Origin of the sequence: Pseudogemmobacter sonorensis (assembly GCF_042762395.1) — a bacterium.
In the GTDB taxonomy this organism is placed as follows: Bacteria; Pseudomonadota; Alphaproteobacteria; order Rhodobacterales; family Rhodobacteraceae; genus Pseudogemmobacter; species Pseudogemmobacter sonorensis.
Genome location: NZ_JBEFZE010000012.1, coordinates 22,190 through 44,254 on the forward strand (window position 1 = coordinate 22,190; position 22,065 = coordinate 44,254).

At 62.3% G+C, this 22,065-nt stretch carries 18 protein-coding genes and 1 pseudogene; 17 read left to right on the top strand and 2 right to left on the bottom strand.

Annotated elements, in window-relative coordinates; genetic code table 11:
• The first annotated feature begins 120 nt into the window (after positions 1-120).
• The 5 genes from ABNX41_RS10875 to ABNX41_RS10895 all read left to right on the top strand — a co-directional run bounded on the left by ABNX41_RS10875 (position 121) and on the right by ABNX41_RS10895 (position 4,762).
• The gene (locus ABNX41_RS10875) at positions 121-258 is read left to right on the top strand and encodes a hypothetical protein (protein ID WP_438669752.1); all 138 of its coding nucleotides are present in this window, start codon (positions 121-123) and stop codon (positions 256-258) included.
• Positions 248-1,489, top strand: coding sequence for a nucleotidyltransferase domain-containing protein (locus ABNX41_RS10880; protein WP_438669753.1), 1,242 nt, complete (start codon positions 248-250; stop codon positions 1,487-1,489). The genes ABNX41_RS10875 and ABNX41_RS10880 overlap by 11 nt, the downstream gene beginning before the upstream one ends.
• Positions 1,490-1,533: 44 nt before the next feature.
• Complete coding sequence (locus tag ABNX41_RS10885; protein ID WP_497883251.1) at positions 1,534-1,983, top strand: type II CBASS E2 protein; 450 nt, start codon at positions 1,534-1,536, stop codon at positions 1,981-1,983.
• Complete coding sequence (locus ABNX41_RS10890) at positions 1,967-3,130, top strand: SAVED domain-containing protein (RefSeq protein WP_438669755.1); 1,164 nt, start codon at positions 1,967-1,969, stop codon at positions 3,128-3,130. Before ABNX41_RS10885 ends, ABNX41_RS10890 begins: the two co-directional genes overlap by 17 nt.
• A gap of 192 nt (positions 3,131-3,322) precedes the next feature.
• On the top strand, positions 3,323-4,762 hold the full coding sequence (locus tag ABNX41_RS10895; protein WP_438669756.1) for an IS1182 family transposase: 1,440 nt from the start codon (positions 3,323-3,325) through the stop codon (positions 4,760-4,762).
• Positions 4,763-5,188: 426 nt separating this feature from the next.
• Here the strand turns inward: ABNX41_RS10895 and ABNX41_RS10900 are convergent, their stop codons facing one another.
• The gene (locus tag ABNX41_RS10900) at positions 5,189-5,500 is read right to left on the bottom strand and encodes an ETC complex I subunit (RefSeq protein WP_438669822.1); all 312 of its coding nucleotides are present in this window, start codon (positions 5,498-5,500) and stop codon (positions 5,189-5,191) included.
• Between the two features lie 148 nt (positions 5,501-5,648).
• Between ABNX41_RS10900 and uvrB the strand changes: the two genes are divergently transcribed.
• The 4 genes and pseudogenes from uvrB (at position 5,649) to ABNX41_RS10920 (ending at position 10,504) form a co-directional block, all read left to right on the top strand.
• The gene (gene uvrB / locus ABNX41_RS10905) at positions 5,649-7,841 is read left to right on the top strand and encodes an excinuclease ABC subunit UvrB (RefSeq protein WP_438669757.1); all 2,193 of its coding nucleotides are present in this window, start codon (positions 5,649-5,651) and stop codon (positions 7,839-7,841) included.
• Between the two features lie 244 nt (positions 7,842-8,085).
• Positions 8,086-8,429 (top strand): annotated as a pseudogene (locus ABNX41_RS10910) (transposase); the annotation flags it as partial.
• A 109-nt stretch (positions 8,430-8,538) separates the two neighbouring features.
• Positions 8,539-9,180 (top strand): NIPSNAP family protein, encoded by a 642-nt coding sequence (locus ABNX41_RS10915; protein WP_438669758.1) that lies wholly within the window; start codon positions 8,539-8,541, stop codon positions 9,178-9,180.
• A gap of 115 nt (positions 9,181-9,295) precedes the next feature.
• A complete protein-coding gene (locus tag ABNX41_RS10920; protein WP_438669759.1) occupies positions 9,296-10,504 on the top strand; it encodes a urate hydroxylase PuuD in 1,209 nt (402 codons plus the stop codon).
• Here the strand turns inward: ABNX41_RS10920 and ABNX41_RS10925 are convergent.
• Complete coding sequence (locus tag ABNX41_RS10925) at positions 10,486-11,202, bottom strand: aspartate/glutamate racemase family protein (RefSeq protein WP_438669760.1); 717 nt, start codon at positions 11,200-11,202, stop codon at positions 10,486-10,488. The two genes, ABNX41_RS10920 and ABNX41_RS10925, sit on opposite strands and share 19 nt — an antisense overlap.
• A 326-nt stretch (positions 11,203-11,528) precedes the next feature.
• Here ABNX41_RS10925 and ABNX41_RS10930 point away from each other — a divergent pair, with 326 nt between their 5' ends.
• The 8 genes from ABNX41_RS10930 (at position 11,529) to ABNX41_RS10965 (ending at position 21,923) form a co-directional block, all read left to right on the top strand.
• Positions 11,529-12,218, top strand: a complete 690-nt coding sequence (locus tag ABNX41_RS10930) for a GntR family transcriptional regulator (RefSeq protein WP_438669761.1) — start codon at positions 11,529-11,531, stop codon at positions 12,216-12,218.
• A gap of 233 nt (positions 12,219-12,451) precedes the next feature.
• On the top strand, positions 12,452-13,897 hold the full coding sequence (gene xdhA / locus ABNX41_RS10935; RefSeq protein WP_438669762.1) for a xanthine dehydrogenase small subunit: 1,446 nt from the start codon (positions 12,452-12,454) through the stop codon (positions 13,895-13,897).
• Positions 13,890-16,274, top strand: coding sequence for a xanthine dehydrogenase molybdopterin binding subunit (xdhB, locus tag ABNX41_RS10940; RefSeq protein WP_438669763.1), 2,385 nt, complete (start codon positions 13,890-13,892; stop codon positions 16,272-16,274). Before xdhA ends, xdhB begins: the two co-directional genes overlap by 8 nt.
• Before the next feature lie 390 nt (positions 16,275-16,664).
• Entirely contained in the window at positions 16,665-17,681 is a 1,017-nt protein-coding gene (locus ABNX41_RS10945; protein WP_438669764.1) for an extracellular solute-binding protein, read from the top strand.
• Positions 17,681-18,766 (top strand): ABC transporter ATP-binding protein, encoded by a 1,086-nt coding sequence (locus tag ABNX41_RS10950; protein WP_438669765.1) that lies wholly within the window; start codon positions 17,681-17,683, stop codon positions 18,764-18,766. The genes ABNX41_RS10945 and ABNX41_RS10950 overlap by 1 nt, the downstream gene beginning before the upstream one ends.
• 37 nt (positions 18,767-18,803) lie before the next feature.
• Positions 18,804-19,655: an ABC transporter permease gene (locus tag ABNX41_RS10955; protein ID WP_438669766.1), complete on the top strand. Its 852-nt coding sequence runs from the start codon at positions 18,804-18,806 to the stop codon at positions 19,653-19,655.
• On the top strand, positions 19,652-20,497 hold the full coding sequence (locus ABNX41_RS10960) for an ABC transporter permease (RefSeq protein WP_438669767.1): 846 nt from the start codon (positions 19,652-19,654) through the stop codon (positions 20,495-20,497). Before ABNX41_RS10955 ends, ABNX41_RS10960 begins: the two co-directional genes overlap by 4 nt.
• 106 nt (positions 20,498-20,603) lie before the next feature.
• Positions 20,604-21,923, top strand: coding sequence for an LLM class flavin-dependent oxidoreductase (locus ABNX41_RS10965; RefSeq protein WP_438669768.1), 1,320 nt, complete (start codon positions 20,604-20,606; stop codon positions 21,921-21,923).
• Positions 21,924-22,065: the final 142 nt, after the last annotated feature.

Below are 22,065 nucleotides of genomic sequence, written 5' to 3' on the forward strand. Positions count from 1 at the left end.
AAGTGCCCTGCACTGTCGGCAAACAAGCGTGCGGATGTTTGTTCGTCGTACTCGTAGTGAACAGGCTCGTGGCAGAGCGGAGAGGCTCCCCTGCCGTCACCACGAAGTCGAGAAGATAGAATGGATCAAATCAAGAACAAAAAACAAGGCATGGTGTTGATCGATGATATCGATGCCTATATATTGACGTACGGCGCGGCGATTGAGGGAGGCAGTCGAACGAGCTCGGCAACAGGAGGAGTTCTCGATGCCCCTTGATACAACCGCACCCGGACTGGACGCCCTGCTTCTTGCCACGGTTCTCGAAATGGAGCTTAGCCCACGCGACCATCAAGTCGCGGGCAAACGCTACCAGTTGATCCCCGAGTTTCTACAGAGGCCCACGGGCCGGATGCGCTTCCACCTCGAAACTGCCTTGGTCTACCCCCAAGGATCTCGAGCGATTGGCGCTACCATCGTCCATGGTGCGGAGGACGACCGGTTCGATCTCGATGCCATTCTGGAATTCGGCACACCGTTTGGGTGGACGCCCCGGAAGGTCCTAGATGAGCTTCACGAAGCGTTCCAAGGCTTTCCAGACGTCCGCAAGATCGAACGTTGCACCCGCTGCATCCAACTTCAGTTTGCGTTCATGCACCTTGATGTGACCCCGATGGACCCGGCGAAGGCCCCTCGCGCCGAGCGCGTCGGCGACATCTATCACAGCCCTGATGATGGACCAGATGCAAGATTTGCCGTGAACCCCTACGGTTTTGGAGGCTGGTTCCGGAGGCGGGTCTCGATGCCGACGATTGTATTCCGGAATCAGGTCAGTGATCTGCGCGCTCGTCTACAGATCAAGGATCGATTGGTGTCGGGTACCGTCATGATGGCCGCAGAAATAGACGAGCTGCCCGAGCCCATTGATCCGATCCGCGATGCACCGCAGGTTATCGCGCTCAAGCTGATGAAGCGCTACTTGAACCTGCGATACGCCAATCGGGATATGAGGCGTCCGGTCTCGATTTATCTCTCCAAGATTGCCGTCGAAGTGCCCCCGAGCGCTTTTGGAGTTTGCGCTCAGCTAGAGGCGTTTGCTCAAGAGCTTGATCGCCGGATGGCTATTGCCTTGGAAACTGGCCGCAGACCCGAAGAGCGTAACCCGGTATTCTTGGAAGAGAACTTCAACGATCGCTGGCCCAAATCTGATCACGAAATGAGGGTATTCCGCACTGATCTCCAGCATCTTCTGGCAGAGTTGGCAAAAGCCAGGAGTTCCGAACTTGCCGATATTCGGAAAATCTTTGACGGGCTGTTCGGCGAAAAGGTAAGCGAACAGGCAGTTCGCTCCTACATCGATAGTTTGCCGACCATTGCTGCCCCAGGCGCATATGAACGCGGCAAGGGGTTCGTCGCCACACCTGCTCTTCTGGCACCGACTGCAACGAAGGCCGCAGAGGTATCGAGAGCGCCAGCTCACCATTTTCACCCGGGCCGGTTGAAGCGATGATCAAGCGCACGAAGCCTAGGTCAGTCCAATCTCAGCTTGGACGGATGGAGAAACGGTGGCCTGAACTCAGGCCACGTCTCGCCCATAGCAATCAGCTCCTTGCCTGGGTTGGGCCGCTTCGTGGTTTCCAGATGAGCTACACAGTACAGATCCAGTGGGAATGGCAGAATTCCAAGGCTGTTCCCCTCGCCTTCATCTGTGAGCCGAAGCTGCGGCCGCGCGAAGGGGAGGACTTCATCGACCTCCCGCATCTTCGCTACAATAGCGACAAGCCTGAGGACTCCGCGCTCTGCCTGTACGACCCTGATACCGGGGAATGGAAAAACACCATGCTGATCGCTGATACCACAGTCCCATGGGTCTCAGAATGGCTCCATCACTACGAAATCTGGCACTTGGACGGAACTTGGCATGGAGCTAATGCACCAGGCCCTATTTCTATTCGCGAAATGATGGCACTTGAACTGGACGAGACTGATGACGCGAGGACGTAGCCCTTCACCGGTCACACGGATGGTTGTTTGGGGGCGCGCTGCTGGTAGGTGCCAGTATCCCGGCTGTGGAAAACGCCTCGACGGTGATCTGATTACGGGGGATCTCAACAAGAACCACGCTTACCTCGCGCACATTATTGCATCCGACCCGGCGTTTTTGCGGGGGGATCCGGTTCTTTCCCATCAGTTTTCAGACGATCCTGACAATCTGATGCTGATATGTGATACTCACCACAAAGAGATCGATGACCCCAGAAAAATCCACCGATACACGGTCGCAGCCTTGCGTGAGATGAAGCGGGCTCATGAAGAACATGTTCATCGCCTTATGTCGAATCCAACGGCTTCGGCCGCACACATACTTCGCATCAGCGCTGCGATTGGTGACAACGAGACTGCTGTACCTCTCAAGGCTTGCATTGAAGCAATAACGCCTGACTTTGTGTTGGCAGATCGGCACCCGATCGACATCAAGATCAGGGGGATGGATCACAAGGATAGTGACCCAGCATACTACCCAACCGAGATCAATAACCTCAGGACAAGATTTGAACGTGAAATCCGAGGCCGTTATCGGGAGGGTGATCTTGAGCATCTCGCAATTTTTGGGTTCGCACCGATCCCGATCCTGATGGAGTTAGGTCGCCTGCTTTCAGACCTTTCGGAGGCCACTGTCTACGGGCGGCATCGTGAACCAAAGCCTGGCTGGGCCTGGCCAAACGATGTCAAACAGCTCAGCTTTGACCGGACCGCTGGACGATCAGGTCCGAAGAAGGTGGCGCTCAAGTTGTCTGTTACCGCCAAAATTTCTGATGACCGTGTTCTCGCAGCATTTCCTGGACAGGACGTATCGATCTGGGAGATTCATAGTAGCCGTTTTGGTGCGAATGAACTGCGGAATCAGGCCGATTTGACAGGATATCGGATACTGTTAGGAAGGGTATTTGATGAAATACAGATCCAGCATGGATCAGATGTCGACCTTGCTATTTTTCCGGCGGTACCGACGACTTGCGCCATTGAGTTCGGTCGTGTCTGGCAACCCAAAGCGCATCCAGCCTTCGATATCTATGATCAGACCCAGGCTCAAGGCTTTGTTCTCCGGCACAGAGTAGGGATGGAACGGGAAGCTCTCACAATAACATGATTGCCAGAAACTAACCGATTGAGGCGCGTTTCAAGCGAAGTAATCGAATACCCTATATATATTATTGCTGCGCACAAGTTGAACGGCGGCTTTGGAGCGGGCTGCCTCGCAGCATCGACCGTCCGGTAAGGGCCGAGGCTGTGTGGAAACTCTGCTCTATGGTAGAGTTTGTCATAGCTGCGGGGGATCGAGATGTCGGGTTTCATCGAAGGCGTTGCGCGCGGGCAGACGGTCCTGTTTCCCGATCGCCTTGAGGACTGGATCCATGAGGATCATCTGGTTCGGGTGGTCGATCTCTTTGTAGATGAGCTGGATCTGGCGGGCCTTGGTTTCGTGCGCTCGGCAGCGGCACGCACGGGCCGCCCCGGCTATCATCCTGCTGTTATGCTCAAGCTGTTCATCTACGGCTATTTGAACCGCATTCCGTCGAGCCGCAGGTTGGAACGGGAGGCTGGACGAAATGTCGAACTGATGTGGCTGACCGGCCGCCTCGTTCCCGATCACAAGACCATCGCCGACTTCCGCCGCGACAATGGGCCCGGCATCCACCGCACCTGCGCCCAGTTTGTGGAACTGTGCCGCCGCATCGGTGTTCTGAAGGGCACATGCGTAGCGATCGACGGCAGCAAATTTCGGGCGGTGAACTCCCGTGACCGAAACTTCACCAAGGGCAAGATCGCGAACCGCATCGCCCATCTGGAGGCAGACGTCGAGCGCTACATCGCCGAGATGGTCCGCGTCGATCGGCAGGAGGACGGCGAGGTTCGGGCCGAGAAGGTTGCGCACCTGGCCAAGCGTTACGGGCTGGTCCGGCAGCACATCCAGTATCTGCAAGCGATGGATCGGGCGCTGGCCGATGCGCCGGACGGACAGATCTCCCTGACCGATCCCGATGCTCGCGCTATGGCGACCAGCGCCCGCAACAGCGGCATGGTCGGCTACAACGTCCAGACTGTCGTCGATACCGAAACGCATCTGATCGTCGCGCATGATGTCACCAATCAGAGCCATGACCGCGATCTGCTGGTGCCGATGGCTCTGGCTGCGCAGGAAGCGCTTCATCGTGACACGATGCACGTGCTGGCCGACAAAGGCTACTTCAGCGGGCGGCAGATCCTGACCTGCGACGCGGCGGGCATCACCACCACGATCCCGCGCCCCGAGACATCAGGCAACCGGATCAAGGGCATGTATGTGAAGCCCGACTTCGCCTTTGAGGCCGAAGCGGACATCTACCGCTGCCCGACCGGGGAGGCGTTGACCTACCGCTACACCACCGAGGAAGACGGGCTGGAACTACGCCGCTACTGGACCGGGGAATGCGGCGGATGCCCCATGAAGGCCCGCTGCACAACCGGCAAGGAACGCCGGATCACCCGGTGGGCGCACGAGCATCTGATCGAGGCGGCGCGGGCCAGGCTGATCGGACCAGCTGAGCCGATGACGATCCGCCGCGGCACGGTCGAACATCCCTTCGGCACCATCAAGGCCTGGATGGGCACGACCCACTTCCTGACCCGCAGGCTGAGGAACGTGAGGACCGAGATTGCGCTGAACGTCCTCGCCTACAACATCAAGCGGATGGTGGCGCTGATCGGGATCCGCGGCATGATGGAGGCAGTGAGGGCCTGAAAGAGAGCGTCGAACCACGTCCTGTCGAAATCCGCCCCGCAGCGGGTCATCCACATCCTCGACGCAGTGTGAAAGGTCATCGACGATGAGTTTCCACACAGCCTCGGCCGAGTTCGACGATGGCGCCCCTTTGTGGTTGCCGCTCCCGGCTGCCTCATGGCTGCGGGAGGCGGCCATAGGTCCTAAGAGGCGAAACGCGGCAAATTGGTTTTGGTGTCTGGCACATATCCCGGCGCCGAGGTCAGGAATGTTTTGAGTTGCCTGACTTCGCTGCGGTCGCTGGCAGGCTCGGCGAGCACCACGGCGGCGCAAATCAAAATGTAGAGATGGCGCCCGATCAAAGCCCTACACGTTGATCCTTGGAAGGGCTTCGCCGGATCTTGACTCCGATTCCGCCCTAACTTGATCCCGATTTACAACAACGGCCTAATGCGTCCAGGCCCCCCTGCGGCCATTGGCGAAATTCTCGCCATAGCCGCCGGGGCGGATGTTGGGCTTGCGGGCCTGCGGTTCGACCACGGTGAAGTCGATGCCCCTGGCCTTCGCATAGGCCTCGGCCTCTTCGCGGGTCTCGAAGCGCAACCGCACCTGGGTCTGCGTCTCGCCGGTCGAGGTCCAGCCCATCAGCGGATCGACCTCGCGCGCCGAGGTCTGGGGAAATTCCAGCACCCAATGGTGGGTCTTGGCGGTTCCCGATTGCATCGCGGTCTTGGCGGGCTGATAGATGCGGGCGGGCATGGCGTTCTCCGGGAAGCTTGCCTTTTCCATATCGGACAATCCGCCCGGCGTTGCAAGCGCGGGAATGCCGCGCCGGCCCCCGCCGCACAGCCCCCCTTGAACCGGAACAAAAAAGGATCAAATCTGCCCCTGCCGCAGGAGAGCCTTCATGCACAACAACGCGCCCGACCAACTGCCCGACATCTCGCATATCCAGCGCGCGCGCCGCGAAAAGCTGGAGGGCGGGCGGCGTTTCGTCATGCAGACGCCGTTCACGGCGGCGGGCGACCAGCCCACCGCCATCGCCGAGCTGACGCAGGGCGTGCTGGCGGGCGAGCACGACCAGGTGCTTCTGGGCGCCACCGGCACCGGCAAGACCTTCACCATGGCCAAGGTGATCGAAGAGACGCAGCGCCCCGCGATCATCCTTGCCCCCAACAAGACCCTGGCCGCGCAGCTTTACGGCGAGTTCAAGGGCTTCTTCCCGGAAAACGCCGTCGAATATTTCGTAAGCTATTACGATTACTACCAGCCCGAGGCCTATGTGCCGCGCTCGGACACCTATATTGAGAAGGAAAGCCAGATCAACGAGGCCATCGACCGCATGCGCCACTCGGCCACGCGCGCGCTTCTGGAGCGCGACGACGTAATCATCGTGGCCTCGGTCTCCTGCATCTACGGCATCGGCTCGGTCGAGACCTATTCGGCGATGACCCAGGATCTGGTCACCGGCCAGCTTTACGACCAGCGCAAGGTGATCAACGAATTGGTCGCCCAGCAATACCGCCGCATGGAGGCGAGCTTCCAGCGCGGCTCGTTCCGGGTGAAGGGCGATGTGGTCGATGTCTGGCCCGCCCACCTGGAAGACCGGGCCTGGCGGTTTTCCTTCTTCGGGGAAGAGCTTGAAAGCATCATCGAATTCGATCCGCTGACCGGCGCCAGGACCGACACGTTCAAGCAGATCCGCATCTATGCCAACAGCCATTACGTCACGCCGCGCCCGACCATGGCCCAGGCCATCAAGGGCATCCGCGAGGAATTGTTCCAGCGCCTCAAGCAGTTCAACGCCGAGGGCAAGCTTCTGGAGGCGCAGCGGCTGGAGCAGCGCACCAATTTCGACCTTGAGATGCTGGAGGCGACCGGCGTCTGCAACGGGATCGAGAATTACTCGCGCTATCTGACCGGCCGCGCCCCGGGCGAGCCGCCGCCGACGCTTTTCGAATTCATCCCCGACAATGCCATCGTCTTCGCCGATGAATCCCATGTCTCGGTGCCGCAGATCGGCGGCATGTATCGCGGCGACTTCCGGCGCAAGTCCGTGCTGGCCGAACACGGCTTCCGGCTGCCCTCATGCATGGACAACCGGCCGCTGAAGTTCGAGGAATGGGACGCGATGCGGCCGCAATCCGTCTTCGTCTCGGCGACCCCCGCGGCCTGGGAGATGGAACAGGCGGGCGGCGTCTTCGCCGAACAGGTCATCCGCCCCACCGGCCTTCTGGACCCCGTGATCGAGATCCGCCCGGTCGAGATGCAGGTCGACGACCTTCTCGACGAGGTGCGCCGCGTGGCGGCGGCGGGGCTGCGGGTGCTGGTCACCACGCTGACCAAGCGCATGGCCGAGGATCTGACCGAATATCTGCACGAGCAGGGCATCCGCATCCGTTACATGCATTCCGACATCGACACGATCGAACGGATCGAGATCCTGCGCGACCTGCGGCTTGGCGCCTTCGACGTGCTGGTGGGCATCAACCTCTTGCGCGAGGGGCTGGACATTCCCGAATGCGGGCTGGTCGCGATCCTGGACGCCGACAAGGAGGGGTTCCTGCGCTCGGAAACCTCGCTGATCCAGACCATCGGGCGGGCGGCCCGCAATGCCGACGGCCGGGTGATCATGTATGCCGACCGCATCACCGGCAGCATGGCCCGCGCCATGGCCGAGACCGAGCGGCGGCGCGAGAAACAGATCGCCTACAACCGCGAACACGGCATCACGCCCCAGACGGTCAGGAAGAATGTCGAGGATGTGCTGGCGGGCCTGTGGCAGGGCGACACCGACCAGAGCCGCGTCATGGCCAAGGTCGAAAAGGCCAATGTCGGCCAGAACCTTGCCGCCCATCTTGAGGCCCTGCGCGCGCAGATGCGCAAGGCGGCGGAGAACCTGGAATTCGAAGAGGCCGCGCGGCTGCGCGACGAGGTGAAGCGGCTTGAGGCCGTGGAGCTCGCGGTTTCCGACGATCCCCTCGCGCGTCAGGCCGCCGTCGAGGAGGCGGTCGAGGATGCGGTCAAGGCCTCGGGCCGTTCGACCGCCGGGCGCGCGGGCCAGCGCGGCGGCAACAAGAAAAGCAAGCGCCGCAGATAGGCCGGGCCTGCGGGGGGCGAACGGGGTTTGTGACCTTCGGGCGTATCCGACCCTCCGTGTTCCATGCCTCCTGAGAGGCGCGAGGGCGAACCAATTCGAAGGTCCGCTGGACGAGCTGCCAGGGTCAGGACCCATTGATTGCGTTTCGTTGTGGTGATTCAGGACGGGCACGGAGACCCTTCTGATGAGCGATCCTTTCTGGCTGACAGATGCGCAGATGGAGCGGCTCCAGCCCGATTTTCCCAAGACCCATGCCGATGCGCAAGGCCGCCCGATCACCCTGTTCGTCACTGCGGGCCCTGTCCGCGATTGCAGCGAAGCCGCCGCCCTCTTGCGCGGCCTTCGAAGGGCAGGCCGGGTGCTGGCGGATCGGGATGGGACGCCGACTGGTTCAGGGATGCGTTGAAAGACAATAGGATAAAGGCCTGCGTCCCCGGTCGGAAGAGCCGCAGGAAAGCTGTCAGGCATGACAAGCGGCAACCGCATCGAGATCATTTTCGGCAGGTTCAAGGACTGGCGGCGCGTTGCTGCCCGATCCGACAGGCACCCTAGGTCTTCCTCTCGGCAACCGCCCTCTTCCGGCTTTGAAGGTTAATGAGGCTGGAGCCCGGTGCGCCAACGCCATTTCGTCTTGCCAACCCTGGCCAGCTATGGAACACTGATTGCATGCCAATCGTGTGCATATTGTGTTTATCATATGCGCCAAACCACTACCGAGGCCCGGATGCTCTATGATCTGACTGTACTTGCACTCTTGCCCGGCACGCTGGGGCAGGTGCTGCCCCTGCTGCCCGCCACCTATGCGAACTACACGCGAAATGGCCGCGTCCTTGGCGCGTTCTCTTGCGAATTCGGCGCGTTGAACCGCTTTGCCTTCCTGTCGGCCTATGACGATGCCAGGGCGCTCGCCGCCGAACGCGCCCGCCTGATGGATACCGAAGACCCCTATGGGATCGGCAAGTATCTGGCTTCGGTCACCTCGACCGCCGCCAAGCCGTTGAACTTCACCAAGCCGATCGAGCCCGGCGAATACGGCCCGTTCTACGAGATCCGCACCTATTCGATGTCGCCCTTCGGCCTGCCGGAAACGGAAGAGGCCTGGGGCAGGGTCGTGCCGCGCCGCTCGGAAATCTCTCCGATCCTGACGGTGATGGCGACAGTGGAAGAAGGCCCGCAGAAGCTGATCCACATCTATCCCTACCATTCGATCGAACAGCGCCAGAAGGCGCGTGCCCAGGCCGGCAAGGAAGGCATCTGGCCGCCGCCGGGGGGGTCGAACCACCTGACAGGCCTTGCCAATGAACTTTGGGTTGCCCAGCCTTATTCCGACCTGAAGTGAAATTTCTTTCGGTCTGAGGGCCCGCTTCGGCGGGCCCTTTTGCATAGCGGCCCTGCCTGCCGGCAAGAACCATGACGGCCCGGGCGGGACGGGGCGCGAACAGGGAGGGCCCGTGATGACGGATTTCGCGGTTATAATTGACTGGCTGTCGCTGGTCGCGCGCTGGTCGCATATTGCGGCGGCGATGGCCTGGTTCGGGGCGGCCTTCTTCTTCCGTTCAAGAGAGTTGCGCCTGCGTCCGGCGCCGGATCTGCCCGCGGATGCGATCGGTTCCAGTTGGATGTTCCATGGCGGCGGCTATATCCGGTCGGTCAAATATCATGGTCAGCCCGAATATGCGCCGACGGACGCGCCGTTGTTCAAATGGGAAAGCTATTTCACCTGGCTGACCGGGTTTCTGTTGCTGGCGCTGATCTACTACACCCAGGCACGGCTGTTCCTGATCGACGAGGACAAGGCCGCGCTAAGCCCGGGGGCAGCCATCGCCATCTCTGTCGGCTCTTTGATCGGGGGGTGGATCCTTTACGACCTGATCTGCAAGGTGGCGATCAACTGGCGCGGACCCTGGCTGGATCTGCTGGTCTTTGCGCTTATGATGCTGGCCTCCTGGGGGTATCACCAACTCTTCACCGGGCGCGCGGCGACGCTGCATCTGGGGGCGCTGCTGGCCACGATCATGGTGGGCAATGTCTTCTTCGTGGTGATCCGCAACGGCAAGCGGGCCATGGCGGCGCTGCGGGCGGGTGAGACGCCCGACCCCGCAGACCGGAACCGCCTGCAGCAGCGCGGGCGGCACACGCGCTATCTGCACCTGCCGATCCTTTTCCTGATGGTGTCTGTCCATTACCCGCTGGCCTTTGGCACCGAATGGTCCTGGGTGCTGCCGGGTCTGGTTCTGGTGATCGGCCATGCCATCGGCAACGGGTTCGAGACCTATTACAGCGCGGGCCGGATGCCCGCCTGGCCCTGGGCCGCCGCGGCCATTCTGACCATCGTGATGATGTGGATCACCTCCGATTCGCGCTTTGTGCTGCCGCGCGCGGCGGCGGTCGAAGCGCTGTCCGAAAATGCGCGCTTTGCCGAAGTGGCGGATGTTGTCGCCGGGCGCTGCTCGATGTGCCATGGGGCAGAGCCCGCCTGGGGCGGTGTCGGCACGGCGCCCAAGCATGTGCTGCTGGACAGCCCGGCCGGGGTTTTGGCCAATGCCCGCGAGATCTATCTGCAGGCGGGGCTTTCGACCGCCATGCCGCCCGGCAATGTCACATGGATGACAGCGGATGAACGCGCGCTCATCCTCGACTGGTATCAGGATGCCGCTCGCTGAGTGAAGGGCACAGTCGCCAGTGCTATCGCCGCCCCGGCGAGAACCGGGTCGATCACCGGCACGCCCAGATCCCTTTGCAGTCGCAGGCGGCGGGGGCCAAAGCCCGCGCAACCCAGAACGACGGCGCCAGCTCCGGCGGCCGTGATGCATTGGCCCGCGGCAAGGATTTCGGGGTAGAGATCCTCGCGGTGGCCGACGTCATGGGCCGAGGCGCCCGAGAGCCCGACCTCAAGCGCCAGCCGGTCGAGGATGCCCATCTGCTGCATCTTGCGGGTGTGCCGCGGGATCGGCGTTGCGGAAAGCGCGATGATGCCAAAGCGCGGCGCCACCGCCATCGCCGCCAGCATCGCGGCCTCTTGCACCCCGATCACCGGGCAGGACATCTGCTGGCGCGTCGCGGCGAGTCCGGGATCGGAAAAGCACGCGATGATCACCGCCGCAGGCGCGACCAGCGACGCGGCCAGGGCCGCGACCTGTGTTCCGGCGGAATGGACATCCAGATCGGTGATGATAGTGGCTGGGCCAAGGGCGAGGGTGCGGCAGTCAAACTCGGGTGCGAGAGGGCCGCCAAAGCCTGCCAGAGATCGCGAAATGGCGTTGGTGACGCTGGTTGAACTGTTGGGATTGATGACAACGATTCGTCCCGGCTTCGCGGGGGCCGGGGCGATATCGGGGTGCCTGTCGGGTTCGTCACGCATCTTTGTCCTGCTGTCATGCGCTACATGGTCGCCATACGTATACCGCTTGGATACCTGATTTGTTCATGCTTGCAGCAGAAATCGGTGCAATTCATCCAAATTTCGCGATCGGACCATAAGTCTGACATACCGGGGTGGATTGAACTGCATATTGTGCGCATGTATTATGCATTGCAAATATTTTGCATTGGCCGCGCAGCATATCCTGCACCGTGAATGTCATTGCGGGATAGCCTTGGGGCCTGTGTCGGGCAGAATTGACCGGGCCCTGTGCCGTGTTTATGACGGCGGAACCCGGCGCCAAGGCTGCGTCAAGGAGGAAGGCCATGGAGTCCAGTGAAACCGACATCGTCCCGGCGCGTGCCGAGGAATATGGTCGCGAACCCAACCAGTCCTTGGCCCAGCAGGTCTATCGCGCTGTGCTGAACAAGATCCTGGACGGCACGCTTTCCCCCAAATCGGTGGTCCATGAGGGCAAGCTCGCCACGCTGCTGGGCCTGTCCCGCACCCCGGTGCGCGAAGCCATCGGCAAGCTGGAGGGCGAAGGCTTTCTGGTCCGCAACGGACGCACCGTCATGGTGCAGGAGCTGACGCTGTCGGATTATCTGGAAATCCTTCACATGCGTCGCCTGCTTGAATGCGAGGCCGCGGGCCTTGCGGCCGAACAGGGCAGCATCGCCGGTGCCGAACTGCGCCGCCTGCGTGGCGAAATCGAGAAGCTGGACGAAGGCGCCGGGGCCGAGGCGCATTGGGTTCTCGACAGCGAATTGCACGATATGATCGCACGCGGCTCGGGCAGCCGCCTTTTGGCACAGCAAGTGGCTGATCTGCGCCGCCGCACGCTGCTGTTCGGGCTGGACCGTCTGCCGGGACGCCTGCGCAATGGCCGGGCCGAGCACCTCGCCATCATTGATGCGATTGTGGCGGGTGACCGGGCCGAGGCTTCTGCCGCCATGCGCCGCCATCTGGACAGCACCCGGACCGAGGTGTTGCGCGGGCTGCATCTGTTCGAATAAACGGCCGCGATGCCTGAAATTTCACCCCGCCGCTCACTCGGATCGGCGGGGTTTTGTGTTTTCGGTTCAGCCGCAGGTTCGGGTGTTGACTTGTGGTGTGTCTAACGTATACCAAATTTATAACCTTGGCGAAGCCGCCGCCCGACCTCCGCCGCGAAGGGGTGTGGAAGCGGGTGCCCGACCAGCGCCAGCCGCCCCCCCCTTGCCAACACCTCGCAGGGAAAGCCCGACCGATGGCCCTACGCAAGCGATTGTCCTTCCTGCTGAACGACGATCTCGTCGGCCTCGATACGGTTGCCACCGACCGGACGCTTCTGGACCATCTGCGGCTGGACCGCGGGATGACCGGCACCAAGGAAGGTTGCGCCGAGGGGGATTGCGGCGCCTGCACCGTGCTTGTGGGCAGCCTGCGCGACGGGGGGGGGGATTATGTGCCGGTGAATGCCTGCATCCGCCTTCTGGCCTCTGTCGATGGCTGCCATGTCGTCACCGTCGAGCATCTGGGCGGCCGTCAGGGCGGCCATCCGGTGCAAAAGGCGATGGTCGACTGTCACGGCTCGCAATGCGGGTTTTGCACGCCGGGGATCGTGATGGCGCTTCAGGCCGACCGGCTGGCCGGGGGGCAGGATGCGGCGGCGGCGCTGCAAGGCAATCTCTGTCGCTGCACCGGCTACGGCGCGATCCTTGCGGCCGCAGAGCAGGCGGCGGCAACGCCGATCGCCGAGGATCCGCTGGTGCGCGACAATGCGCAGCTTGCGGCACGGCTGGCCGAGATCTCTGACGATGCCGATGTCGAACTGACCGGCCCGGGCGGCACAAGTTGGCTTCCCGCCGACGCCGACAGTTTTGCTGAAACGCTGGCGGCCCATCCGCAGGCGCGCATCGTGGCCGGGGCGACCGATTTCGCGCTTGGCCTGACAAAGCGTCTTGACGTGCCCGAGGCCCTGATCTTTGCCACCCGCGTGGCAGGGTTTGATCGGGTCGAACTGCGGGACGGGCAGTTGCACATTGGTCCGGGCGTCAGCTTCGCCCGTGCGATGCCGGTTCTGGATCGGCTTTTGCCGCAGCTTTCCGCGCTCTGGCCCCGGATTGGCGGGCCGCAGGTGCGGGCGGCGGGCACTTTGGTCGGCAATATCGCGAATGGTTCGCCCATCGGGGACGGGCCGCCGGTCTGGATCGCGTTGAATGCCCGGCTGGTCTTGCGCCGTGGTGCCGCACGGCGTGAGATCGCGCTGCAGGATTACTTCGTCGCCTATGGCAAGCAGGACCGTCGACCCGGTGAGTTTATCGAGACGCTGATCGTGCCCTTGCCCGCTCCGGGCGCGCTGATTGCGGCGCATAAAGTGTCCAAGCGGTTTGACGAGGATATCTCGGCCGTGATGGGTGCATTCCACATCACGCTGGCCGCCGACCGCGTCACCGATGCCCGCATCGCCTTTGGCGGGATGGCGGGCACACCGATGCGCGCCGCCGGTGCCGAAGCCGCGCTGATCGGCGCGCTTTGGGATGCGCCCGCTGTCGAGGCTGCGATGGCGGCGCTTCGGGCCGATTTCACGCCGCTGTCGGATATGCGTGCCAGCGCAGCCTATCGCCAAGAGGTGGCGGCGAACCTTCTGATGCGGGTTTGGCTGGAAAGCGGGGGGCATCGGACCGATGTGCGGCGGCTGGCCCATGTCTGAAACGCAGAAGACCGCCGTCAAGACGATCTCGGCGCATGAGCTGAACGGGACCGAGCCTGTCCATCAGATCGGTGCTATCGCCCATGAATCCGCGCGCGGCCATGTGACGGGTGGGGCGGAATATATTGACGACATGCCCGAACCGGCTGGCACGCTCCATGCCGCGATCGGCATGGCAACGATCGCCAGCGGTCGGATCCTGTCGATGGATCTGTCGGCTGTCCGCGCCGCGGCCGGTGTCGTTGCGGTGCTCACGGCGCAGGATATCCCCGGGACGAACACCGTCTCGGCGGCGGGGAAGGGGATTGATCCGCTGCTGGCCGAGGGGCGCGTCGACTACCACGGCCAGCCGATCTTTCTGGTGGTGGCGACGGAGCGGGCGCTGGCCCGCCGCGCGGCCCGTCTGGCGCGGGTAGAGTATCAGGTTGAACCGCCGATCCTTGATATTGCTGCCGCGCGCGCGGCGGGGGCACGCACCATTGCCGCCGGGCTGACCGTTGCGCGTGGCGATGTGGAAGCGGCGCTGGCGGCCGCGCCGCACCGGATTTCAGGGACCTCTTCGGTGGGCGGCCAGGAGCATTTCTACCTTGAGGGTCAGGTCGCGCTTGCTTTGCCGCGCGAGGAAGACGAGATCCTTGTCTACAGCGCCACGCAAGACCCCAGCGAGGTGCAGTTCGTCATCGCCCACATGCTGCACCGCCCGGCGAATGCGGTGGCGGTCAACGTGCGGCGGATGGGGGGGGCCTTTGGCGGCAAGGAAAGCCAACCCGCGATCTTTGCGGCCATGGCGGCGCTTGCGGCGGACCGTCTGAAGCGGCCGGTCAAGATGCGGCCCGACCGCGACGACGATATGGTGATCACCGGCAAGCGTCATGATTTCAGCGTGGATTATCAGGTCGGTTTCGATGATGAGGGCAGGATTCTGGCGCTCGATGCGGTCCTGTTCCAGCGCGCGGGCCATTCCGAGGACCTCTCGCGCGGGGTTGCCGACCGGGCCGTCCTGCATGTCGACAACGCCTATTTCCTGCCCGCGGCCCGGGCGGAATCGCGGTGTCTGTTCACCAATACCGTCTCGAACACCGCGTTTCGGGGCTATGGCGGGCCGCAGGGCATCGCCTCGGCGGAGCGCTGGATCGACGATATCGCCTATACGCTGGGGATGGACCCGCTGGAGGTGCGGCGGCGCAATTTCTATGCCGATGGCGAGCGGAGCGTGACCCATTATGGCCAGCCCGTCACCGATAATATTCTGGCGCGGCTGGTCGATGAGCTTGCCGAAACCAGCGAATATGCGCGCCGCCGCGCAGAGATCGTCGCGCTGAACCGCCAGCCCGGGCCGATCCGGCGCGGCATCGCGCTGGTGCCGGTGAAATTCGGCATCAGCTATTCGGCCAAGTTCATGAACCAGGGCGCGGCGCTGCTTTCGGTCTACCGCGACGGCTCGGTGCATCTGTCACATGCCGGCACCGAAATGGGGCAGGGCATCCACACCAAGATGCTGCAGATCCTTGCCAGCGAATTTGGCCTGCCGCTGAACCGGGTGCGTGTCACTGCGACGGCGACGGACAAGGTGCCGAACACGGTTCCAACCTCGGGATCTCTTGGGACCGATCTGAACGGGATGGCGGTGGTCGATGCCGCGCGGCGGATCAAGGTGCGTCTGGCCGATGTGGCCGGGGCATCGGTCGAAGAGCTGCGGTTCGAGGGTGGACGGGTCATCACGCCTGCTGGCGAGATGGCCTTTGCCGATCTGGTCGAGCAGGCGTTCAAGGCGCGGGTGCCGTTGTCGGCGACGGGCTATTACCGCACGCCGCATGTCCACTGGGACCGCGCTGCCGGTCGGGGCAGCCCTTATCTCTACTTCACCTATGGGGCGTCCTGCTCTGAGGTGGCGGTCGATACGCTGACCGGCGAATACCGGGTCTTGCGCACCGACATCCTTCAGGACGTGGGCCATTCGATCAACCGGGACATAGATCTGGGTCAGGTCGAGGGCGGCTTCATGCAAGGCCTTGGCTGGGCCACGACCGAAGAGCTGGTCTGGGATGCCCAAGGTCGTCTGCGCACCCATGCGCCTTCGACCTACAAGATTCCGCTGGCATCGGACCGTCCGGCGGTTCTGAACCTGCGGCTGGCCGAATGGTCGGTGAATGCGGCCCCGACCGTGATGCGGTCGAAGGCGGTCGGAGAGCCCCCGGTGATGCTGGGCCTTTCCGTGCCCGCCGCATTGGCCATGGCGGCGGCATCGGTGTCCGAATACGCCCATCCGCCGCGTCTTGATTTGCCCGCAACGCCCGAAAAGGTGCTGGCCGAGATCGCGCGTCAGCGAGCATTGGCCGCGACAGTGATTCCCGCTGTCCAGAGCGCGGCGGAATAAGAACGCTCTCTCCCGGGCGACTGCCCTGCCGACCTTCGGGTCGGCGGGGCTTTTTCTTGCCTGGATCGCAGGAAGAAGCCGCCGATTCGACGAGGCCACCCTTTTGTTGTATGCTGATTGCATAATTTATAGACGTTACAAATTTATATTTAAATCAGTATGTTAAATGTAATGTTCAACAGGATTCAGGCTGTGTCGCGAAATATTCCCGGCGATGGTGGCCGACGGTATTGCGCGCCGGAAGGGCTGATGTGCAAATGGTATGCATACGGCATTTATAAAGGATGCCGATACATAAGCCGAAGCGGTCGCTGACCTCTTGCAGCCCCAGAACCATCGGGACGGCAAGAGGCCGGATGGGCGCAAAGGCAATCAACAGCGGAGAAACAGATGAAGCTTTCCATGACGTCATGGCTGTTCGGCGGTATTGCCTGGGTGACCCTGTCGCTGGCTGGCGCCGTGTCGGCACAACAGGCCGAGCTGGTCGTCGGTTCGTTCGGGGGCGCCTATGACGAGGCTCTGGCCGAAGTCACCAAGATTTTTGAAGCCGAGAACAACGTCAAGGTCACCCTGCTGCCCGGCGGCGCGAATGCCTCGATGCCGCGCGCCCGCAACGGCGAAATCGATATGACCGTCATCGGCATGACCGACCTGATGCGTCTGCAGGCCGAAGGCCTGCTGGCTCCGTTGGACCCGTTGATCGTCACGAACATCGACAAGCTGTATCCCCAGGCGCTGATCTCGGATTACGGCGTCGTGGCGAATTTTGGCGCCCGCGCCATGGCCTACAATACCGATCACGTCACCGATGTCCCCACCTCGTGGGAAGAGATGGCGGATCCGAAATACAAGGGCCGCGTCATCTTGCGCCCCTTCACCGTCGAAAGCGCTGACCTGATCGTCATGCTGGCCCGCAACGCAGGCGGTGACGAGCGCAACCCCGACGCGGGCTTTGCCAAGATGGCCGAAATCGCCGCCAATGTCGGTGTCTGGGAGGGCGAGCACGCCGGTATCCTGGAGCTTTTCCGCAGCGACGAAGCCGATTTCGCCGTCTGGTCGGATGGCCGCATCCTCTGGGCCGCTGAAGAGGGCGCCCCGGTCGCCGGCACCATCCCGAAGGAAGGCTTCTCGCCTCTGGCGTCCTCGATCGCCATCGTCAAGACCACCAAGAACATGGAGCTGGCGCAGAAATACGCGAACTTCATGCTTGACGATGCCGCGGGCATCAAGCTGGCAACTGACCTTCACTACTTCCCCTCGAAGGTCGACACAGTGCTTCCCGAAGGCGTGACCACCGGGTTCCTGGATGCGGACACCATCGGCTCCCTGGTCATGAACGACTGGGCCTACATCGTGACGGTCTATGGCGAGTGGGAAGAGCGCTTCAACAAGGAAGTCGTGCAATAATGCCTGCTTCCGCAAACGCTTCGGCCATAGAGCTTCGGGGTTGCTCGAAGTTCTATGGTGAGAACACGATCCTAGACGACGTTTCGTTGACGGTCGAGAACGGTGAGTTCGTGACCATCCTCGGGCCGAGCGGTTGCGGAAAGACGACCACGCTAAGGATCATCGGGGGGTTCATTACCCCCGATGTCGGCACCGTCACCATCCGCGGCCGCGATGTCACCGAGACGCCGCCCTATCTGCGCAACATCGGGGTTGTGTTCCAGAACTACGCGCTTTGGCCGCATATGACGGTTCATGAGATTCTTGCCTTCGGGCTGAAGATCCGCAAGCTGGACCGCGCCGAGATGGACCGCCGCATCAAGCGAGCGCTTGAGATGGTGCACCTCGAAGGCCTGCAAGACCGCTATCCGCGCGAACTGTCGGGCGGCCAGCAACAGCGGGTCGCCATGGCGCGCGCGCTGGTGATCGACCCCGAGGTCATCATCCTTGACGAGCCGTTGTCGAACCTTGACCGCAAGCTGCGCGAAGAGATGCGGCTGGAGCTCAAGCGGCTGCAACGCTCGCTTGGTGTGACGATGCTTCTGGTCACGCATGACCAGGAGGAGGCTCTGTCGATGTCCGACAAGGTCGTCGTCATGCACAAGTCGCGCATCCAGCAGGTTGCCAACCCGCGCGACAGCTATGAGCGTCCGGCAAACAGCTTTGTCGCAAGCTTTCTTGGTTCGGCCAATCTGCTGCCCGGCAAAGTGGTTGAAACCCTTGCCGATGGTCAGGCGGTCTTTGCGCTGTCCAACGGCAAGACGATCAGCTCCAGCCATTCCGCGTCCCTGTCCAGGGGGCAGGATGCCTCGCTGGTGGTGCGGCCCGAATGGCTGTCGGTCGACCGCAGCGCGGATGCCGCCAACGCCCTGTTGCAGGGCGACATACGCGAGGTGACCTACGAGGGGTTGTCGCTGCGCTATGAGGTCGCTTTGCCCGGCACCGACCGCATGCTTTCCGTCCACGAGCTGTCCAGCACACCGGCGATGAACGTCGGCCAGAGGGTGTCGTTGAATGTCCGCAATTCCGTCGTCGTCGCAGACTAGCGCCGCCCTCCCCGGCCTGGGCGAGGACAGCGGCGCCGTGGTCCGCCGCATCGCGGGCTGGATTTCCGTCGCGATTCCGGTCGCCTTCGTCTTCTGCTTCTTCTTCGTGCCGATGGTATGGCTGTTCGTGACCAGCCTGTCCGAAAACGTGCTGGGGGAGGGCATGCGCTTCACGGGTACGTTCCAGCAATATGCCCGCTATTGGACGGATGCTTTCTATCTGACCAAGAGCTTCTGGCCGACGATCTGGCTGTCTGTTGTGGCCACATTGGTCACGATGGTGATCGGCTATATGTTGGCGGCCTTCATCGCCAATCTTCCCGCAAACCGCCGCGGCTTTTTCATGATGCTGGTCATCGTGACGCTGTCGGTCAGCACGGTCATCCGGCTCTTCGGTCTGAACGTCCTGATCGGCAACAAGGGCGTGTTGAACTCGGCCCTTGCCGCGCTTGGCCTGCCGGGATTTCGGGTGATGCACTCGGAATTCGGGGTGTTGATCGGCCTGATCCAGATTGCGATCCCCTATGCGGTGGTGCCGCTGATCGGCGTGCTTGCCGCGATCAACCCGGCCTTGAAAGAGGCTGCGGCGAGCGTCGGTGCCGGCAGGTTCCGCACCTTTGTGAATGTCACGCTGCCCCTGTCGATGCCCGGTGTGATCGCCGGAGGGGTGATCGTGCTGTCGAACAATCTCTCGGCCATGGTCGTTCCGGCCATGATGGGCGGCGGCCGGGTGCGGATGATCGGTATTCTCGCCTATAACCAGGCCACGTCGGTCGGCAACATGCCCTTTGCCGCCGCGATTGGCATCAGCCTGTCCGTGGTCACCATTCTCGTCTCGGCGGTCATCCTCTGGATGCTTGGCCGCAGCATGAAGGCAGCCCGAAAATGACCTCTGTTCCCGCATCGGGCGCGCGGCCCGCGCGTCGCCCCAACCGTGGGCTGCGCCGGTATCTGCCAAGCGCGCTTACCGTTGCCGCCTATGTGATCCTGATCATCGCCGTGGCCCCGCTGATCATCGTGTTCGGCACCGCCTTGAACGCCGAGACCATGGCATTCCCGCCCAGGATCTGGACGCTGGACTGGATGGTTGCCGCCATCACCGACGAGAGATTCGTCGTCGGCGCGCTGAACAGCGCCGTGGTCGCAGGTGTGGCGGCTGCGCTGTCGACGGGCTTTGCGCTTCCGATCGCGCTGCTCGTCAACCGCCTGCCGGTGCGTTACGCGCGCATCGTCAGCCTTGCCTTCCTTGGGCCGCTGCTGGTGCCCTCCATCATCTTCGCTCTGGCGCTTTATCAGGTGATGGTCTTCACCGTCGGTTCGGCCAATCCTTTGGCGCTGATGATCGGCCATGTGATCATCACGCTGCCCTTCCCGGTCCGCACCGTGACGGCTGCGACCGAGGATCTGGATCCGGCATTGCATGATGCCGCTGCCAGCGTGGGCGCCAGGCCGCTTTACGCCTTTTGGAGGATCACCTTCCCGCTGTTGAAGCCTGGCATCGTGGCCGGGTTCCTCTTCGCTTTCCTGGTGTCCTGGAACGACTTCAACATCTCGATCTTCCTGTCGCCCTACAGCTACCAACTGTTGCCGATCAAGATCTACGAATACCTGCTTTACGACTACAAGCCCGTCGTCGCCGCTGTCGCCGCATGGTCCGTCATCGGGACCGGCGCGCTGATCATGCTGATCGACAGGCTCGTCGGGCTGAACGTCTTCATCGGCAAGAGATGACGCGCGAACCGCAGTCGGCCCCGACCCCGCCATCAGCCGACTGGAGCCGAACCGAAAGACCGCCGCCCGCATACCGGGCCGGTGACAGAACGAAAGGACCTTTACCATGGCTGCGGCCAGCAAGAAGATGATGCGACTTGGCCTGTCGATGCGCTATCACGGCTATCACAAGATGGCTTGGCGCCATCCCGATGTGCCCGCCAGCGCCGTTTGCGACATCAACTACTTCATCCAGGATGCCAAGCGCGCCGAGGCTGCGAAGTTCGACATGATCTTCTTTGCCGACGGTCTGGCGGTGCGCGCGAATGATACGCCGAAGGGCTTTCTTTCCCGCGATGGCCACATCATCGACCTTGAGCCCCTGACGATGCTGAGTGCGATCTCTCAGCACACGTCGAAGATCGGTCTCGTCGCCACGGCCTCGACCACCTATAACGAGCCCTTCCACATCGCGCGCAAGTTCAACTCGCTTGACCATATCTCGGGCGGTCGCGCGGGCTGGAACGTGGTGACGTCCTGGTCGGAGCAAGAGGCGTGGAACTTCAACCGCGACAGGCATCTCGATTATGACACCCGCTATGAGCGCGCCGACGAATTCGTCGAAGTGGTCAAGGGGCTGTGGCATTCGTGGGAAGAGGATACCTTCCTCTTTGACCAGGAGGCCGGCGTCTATTTCGACGATGCCAGGATGCATGTGCTGAACCATGTGGGTAAGCACTTCAAGGTGCGCGGTCCGCTGACCAGCCCGCGTTCGCCCCAGGGCTATCCGGTCATCGTTCAGGCCGGCGCGTCCAAGGGCGGTCTGCACCTGGCGGGCAAATATGCCGAGGTGATCTACGCCAACCACGACACGATCCCGGATGCGGTGAATGCCTACAATGCCACCAAGTCGCATCTGGACAAGTTCGGCCGCGATTGGGACAGCCAGGCGATCCTGCCCGGTATCGCCGTCTACGTCGCCAAGACCCGCGCCGAGGCGCAGGCGAAATATGACGCCATGCTGGAACTGGTGGACGAGATCTCGGGTCGTGGCAACCTGTCGATCTATATGGGCGACATGTCGAATGTCGATCTGGACGCGCCCTTGCCCGACGACATCTCGCCCACTTTGCGCAGCTATGCCAGCCTCCACCAGAACATGGCCAAGCGCGAGAAGATGACCGTTCGCGAACTCTACAGGCATATGGCGGGTTCGGGCGGCTCTTATCTGATCATCGGCACCGCCGAGGATGTGGCCGACAAGATGCAGGAATGGTTCGAGGCCGGTGGTGCTGACGGTTTCAACGTCTGCCCGCCCTACAAGCCCGGCAGCATCGAAGACTTCTGCGAATTCGTCGTGCCGGAGCTGCAACGTCGGGGTCTGTTCAAGACCGAATACCAGGGCGCGACCTTCCGCGAGCGCCTGCATCTGCCGCCCGTCGCCTGAGGCCGGGAGTGGTTGCGGGGGTGGGTGAAGCCTGACCTCGCGGCATCTTTGCCCGGCTTGCATTCGTCGGCAAGATTGAAATACGATTAGTATTCAATTGGTGTGCGTTTCTTCGCGCAACGATAAACCGCAGAAATAAGGA

Bases quoted from the DNA above. Each gene is read 5' to 3' on its own strand.
- ABNX41_RS10875 (WP_438669752.1), top strand. From the start codon at position 121: ATGGATCAAATCAAGAACAAAAAACAAGGCATGGTGTTGATCGATGAT.
- ABNX41_RS10880 (WP_438669753.1), top strand. From the start codon at position 248: ATGCCCCTTGATACAACCGCACCCGGACTGGACGCCCTGCTTCTTGCC.
- ABNX41_RS10885 (WP_497883251.1), top strand. From the start codon at position 1,534: ATGGAGAAACGGTGGCCTGAACTCAGGCCACGTCTCGCCCATAGCAAT.
- ABNX41_RS10890 (WP_438669755.1), top strand. From the start codon at position 1,967: ATGACGCGAGGACGTAGCCCTTCACCGGTCACACGGATGGTTGTTTGG.
- ABNX41_RS10895 (WP_438669756.1), top strand. From the start codon at position 3,323: ATGTCGGGTTTCATCGAAGGCGTTGCGCGCGGGCAGACGGTCCTGTTT.
- ABNX41_RS10900 (WP_438669822.1), bottom strand. From the start codon at position 5,500: ATGCCCGCCCGCATCTATCAGCCCGCCAAGACCGCGATGCAATCGGGA.
- uvrB (WP_438669757.1), top strand. From the start codon at position 5,649: ATGCACAACAACGCGCCCGACCAACTGCCCGACATCTCGCATATCCAG.
- ABNX41_RS10915 (WP_438669758.1), top strand. From the start codon at position 8,539: ATGCGCCAAACCACTACCGAGGCCCGGATGCTCTATGATCTGACTGTA.
- ABNX41_RS10920 (WP_438669759.1), top strand. From the start codon at position 9,296: ATGACGGATTTCGCGGTTATAATTGACTGGCTGTCGCTGGTCGCGCGC.
- ABNX41_RS10925 (WP_438669760.1), bottom strand. From the start codon at position 11,202: ATGCGTGACGAACCCGACAGGCACCCCGATATCGCCCCGGCCCCCGCG.
- ABNX41_RS10930 (WP_438669761.1), top strand. From the start codon at position 11,529: ATGGAGTCCAGTGAAACCGACATCGTCCCGGCGCGTGCCGAGGAATAT.
- xdhA (WP_438669762.1), top strand. From the start codon at position 12,452: ATGGCCCTACGCAAGCGATTGTCCTTCCTGCTGAACGACGATCTCGTC.
- xdhB (WP_438669763.1), top strand. From the start codon at position 13,890: ATGTCTGAAACGCAGAAGACCGCCGTCAAGACGATCTCGGCGCATGAG.
- ABNX41_RS10945 (WP_438669764.1), top strand. From the start codon at position 16,665: ATGAAGCTTTCCATGACGTCATGGCTGTTCGGCGGTATTGCCTGGGTG.
- ABNX41_RS10950 (WP_438669765.1), top strand. From the start codon at position 17,681: ATGCCTGCTTCCGCAAACGCTTCGGCCATAGAGCTTCGGGGTTGCTCG.
- ABNX41_RS10960 (WP_438669767.1), top strand. From the start codon at position 19,652: ATGACCTCTGTTCCCGCATCGGGCGCGCGGCCCGCGCGTCGCCCCAAC.
- ABNX41_RS10965 (WP_438669768.1), top strand. From the start codon at position 20,604: ATGGCTGCGGCCAGCAAGAAGATGATGCGACTTGGCCTGTCGATGCGC.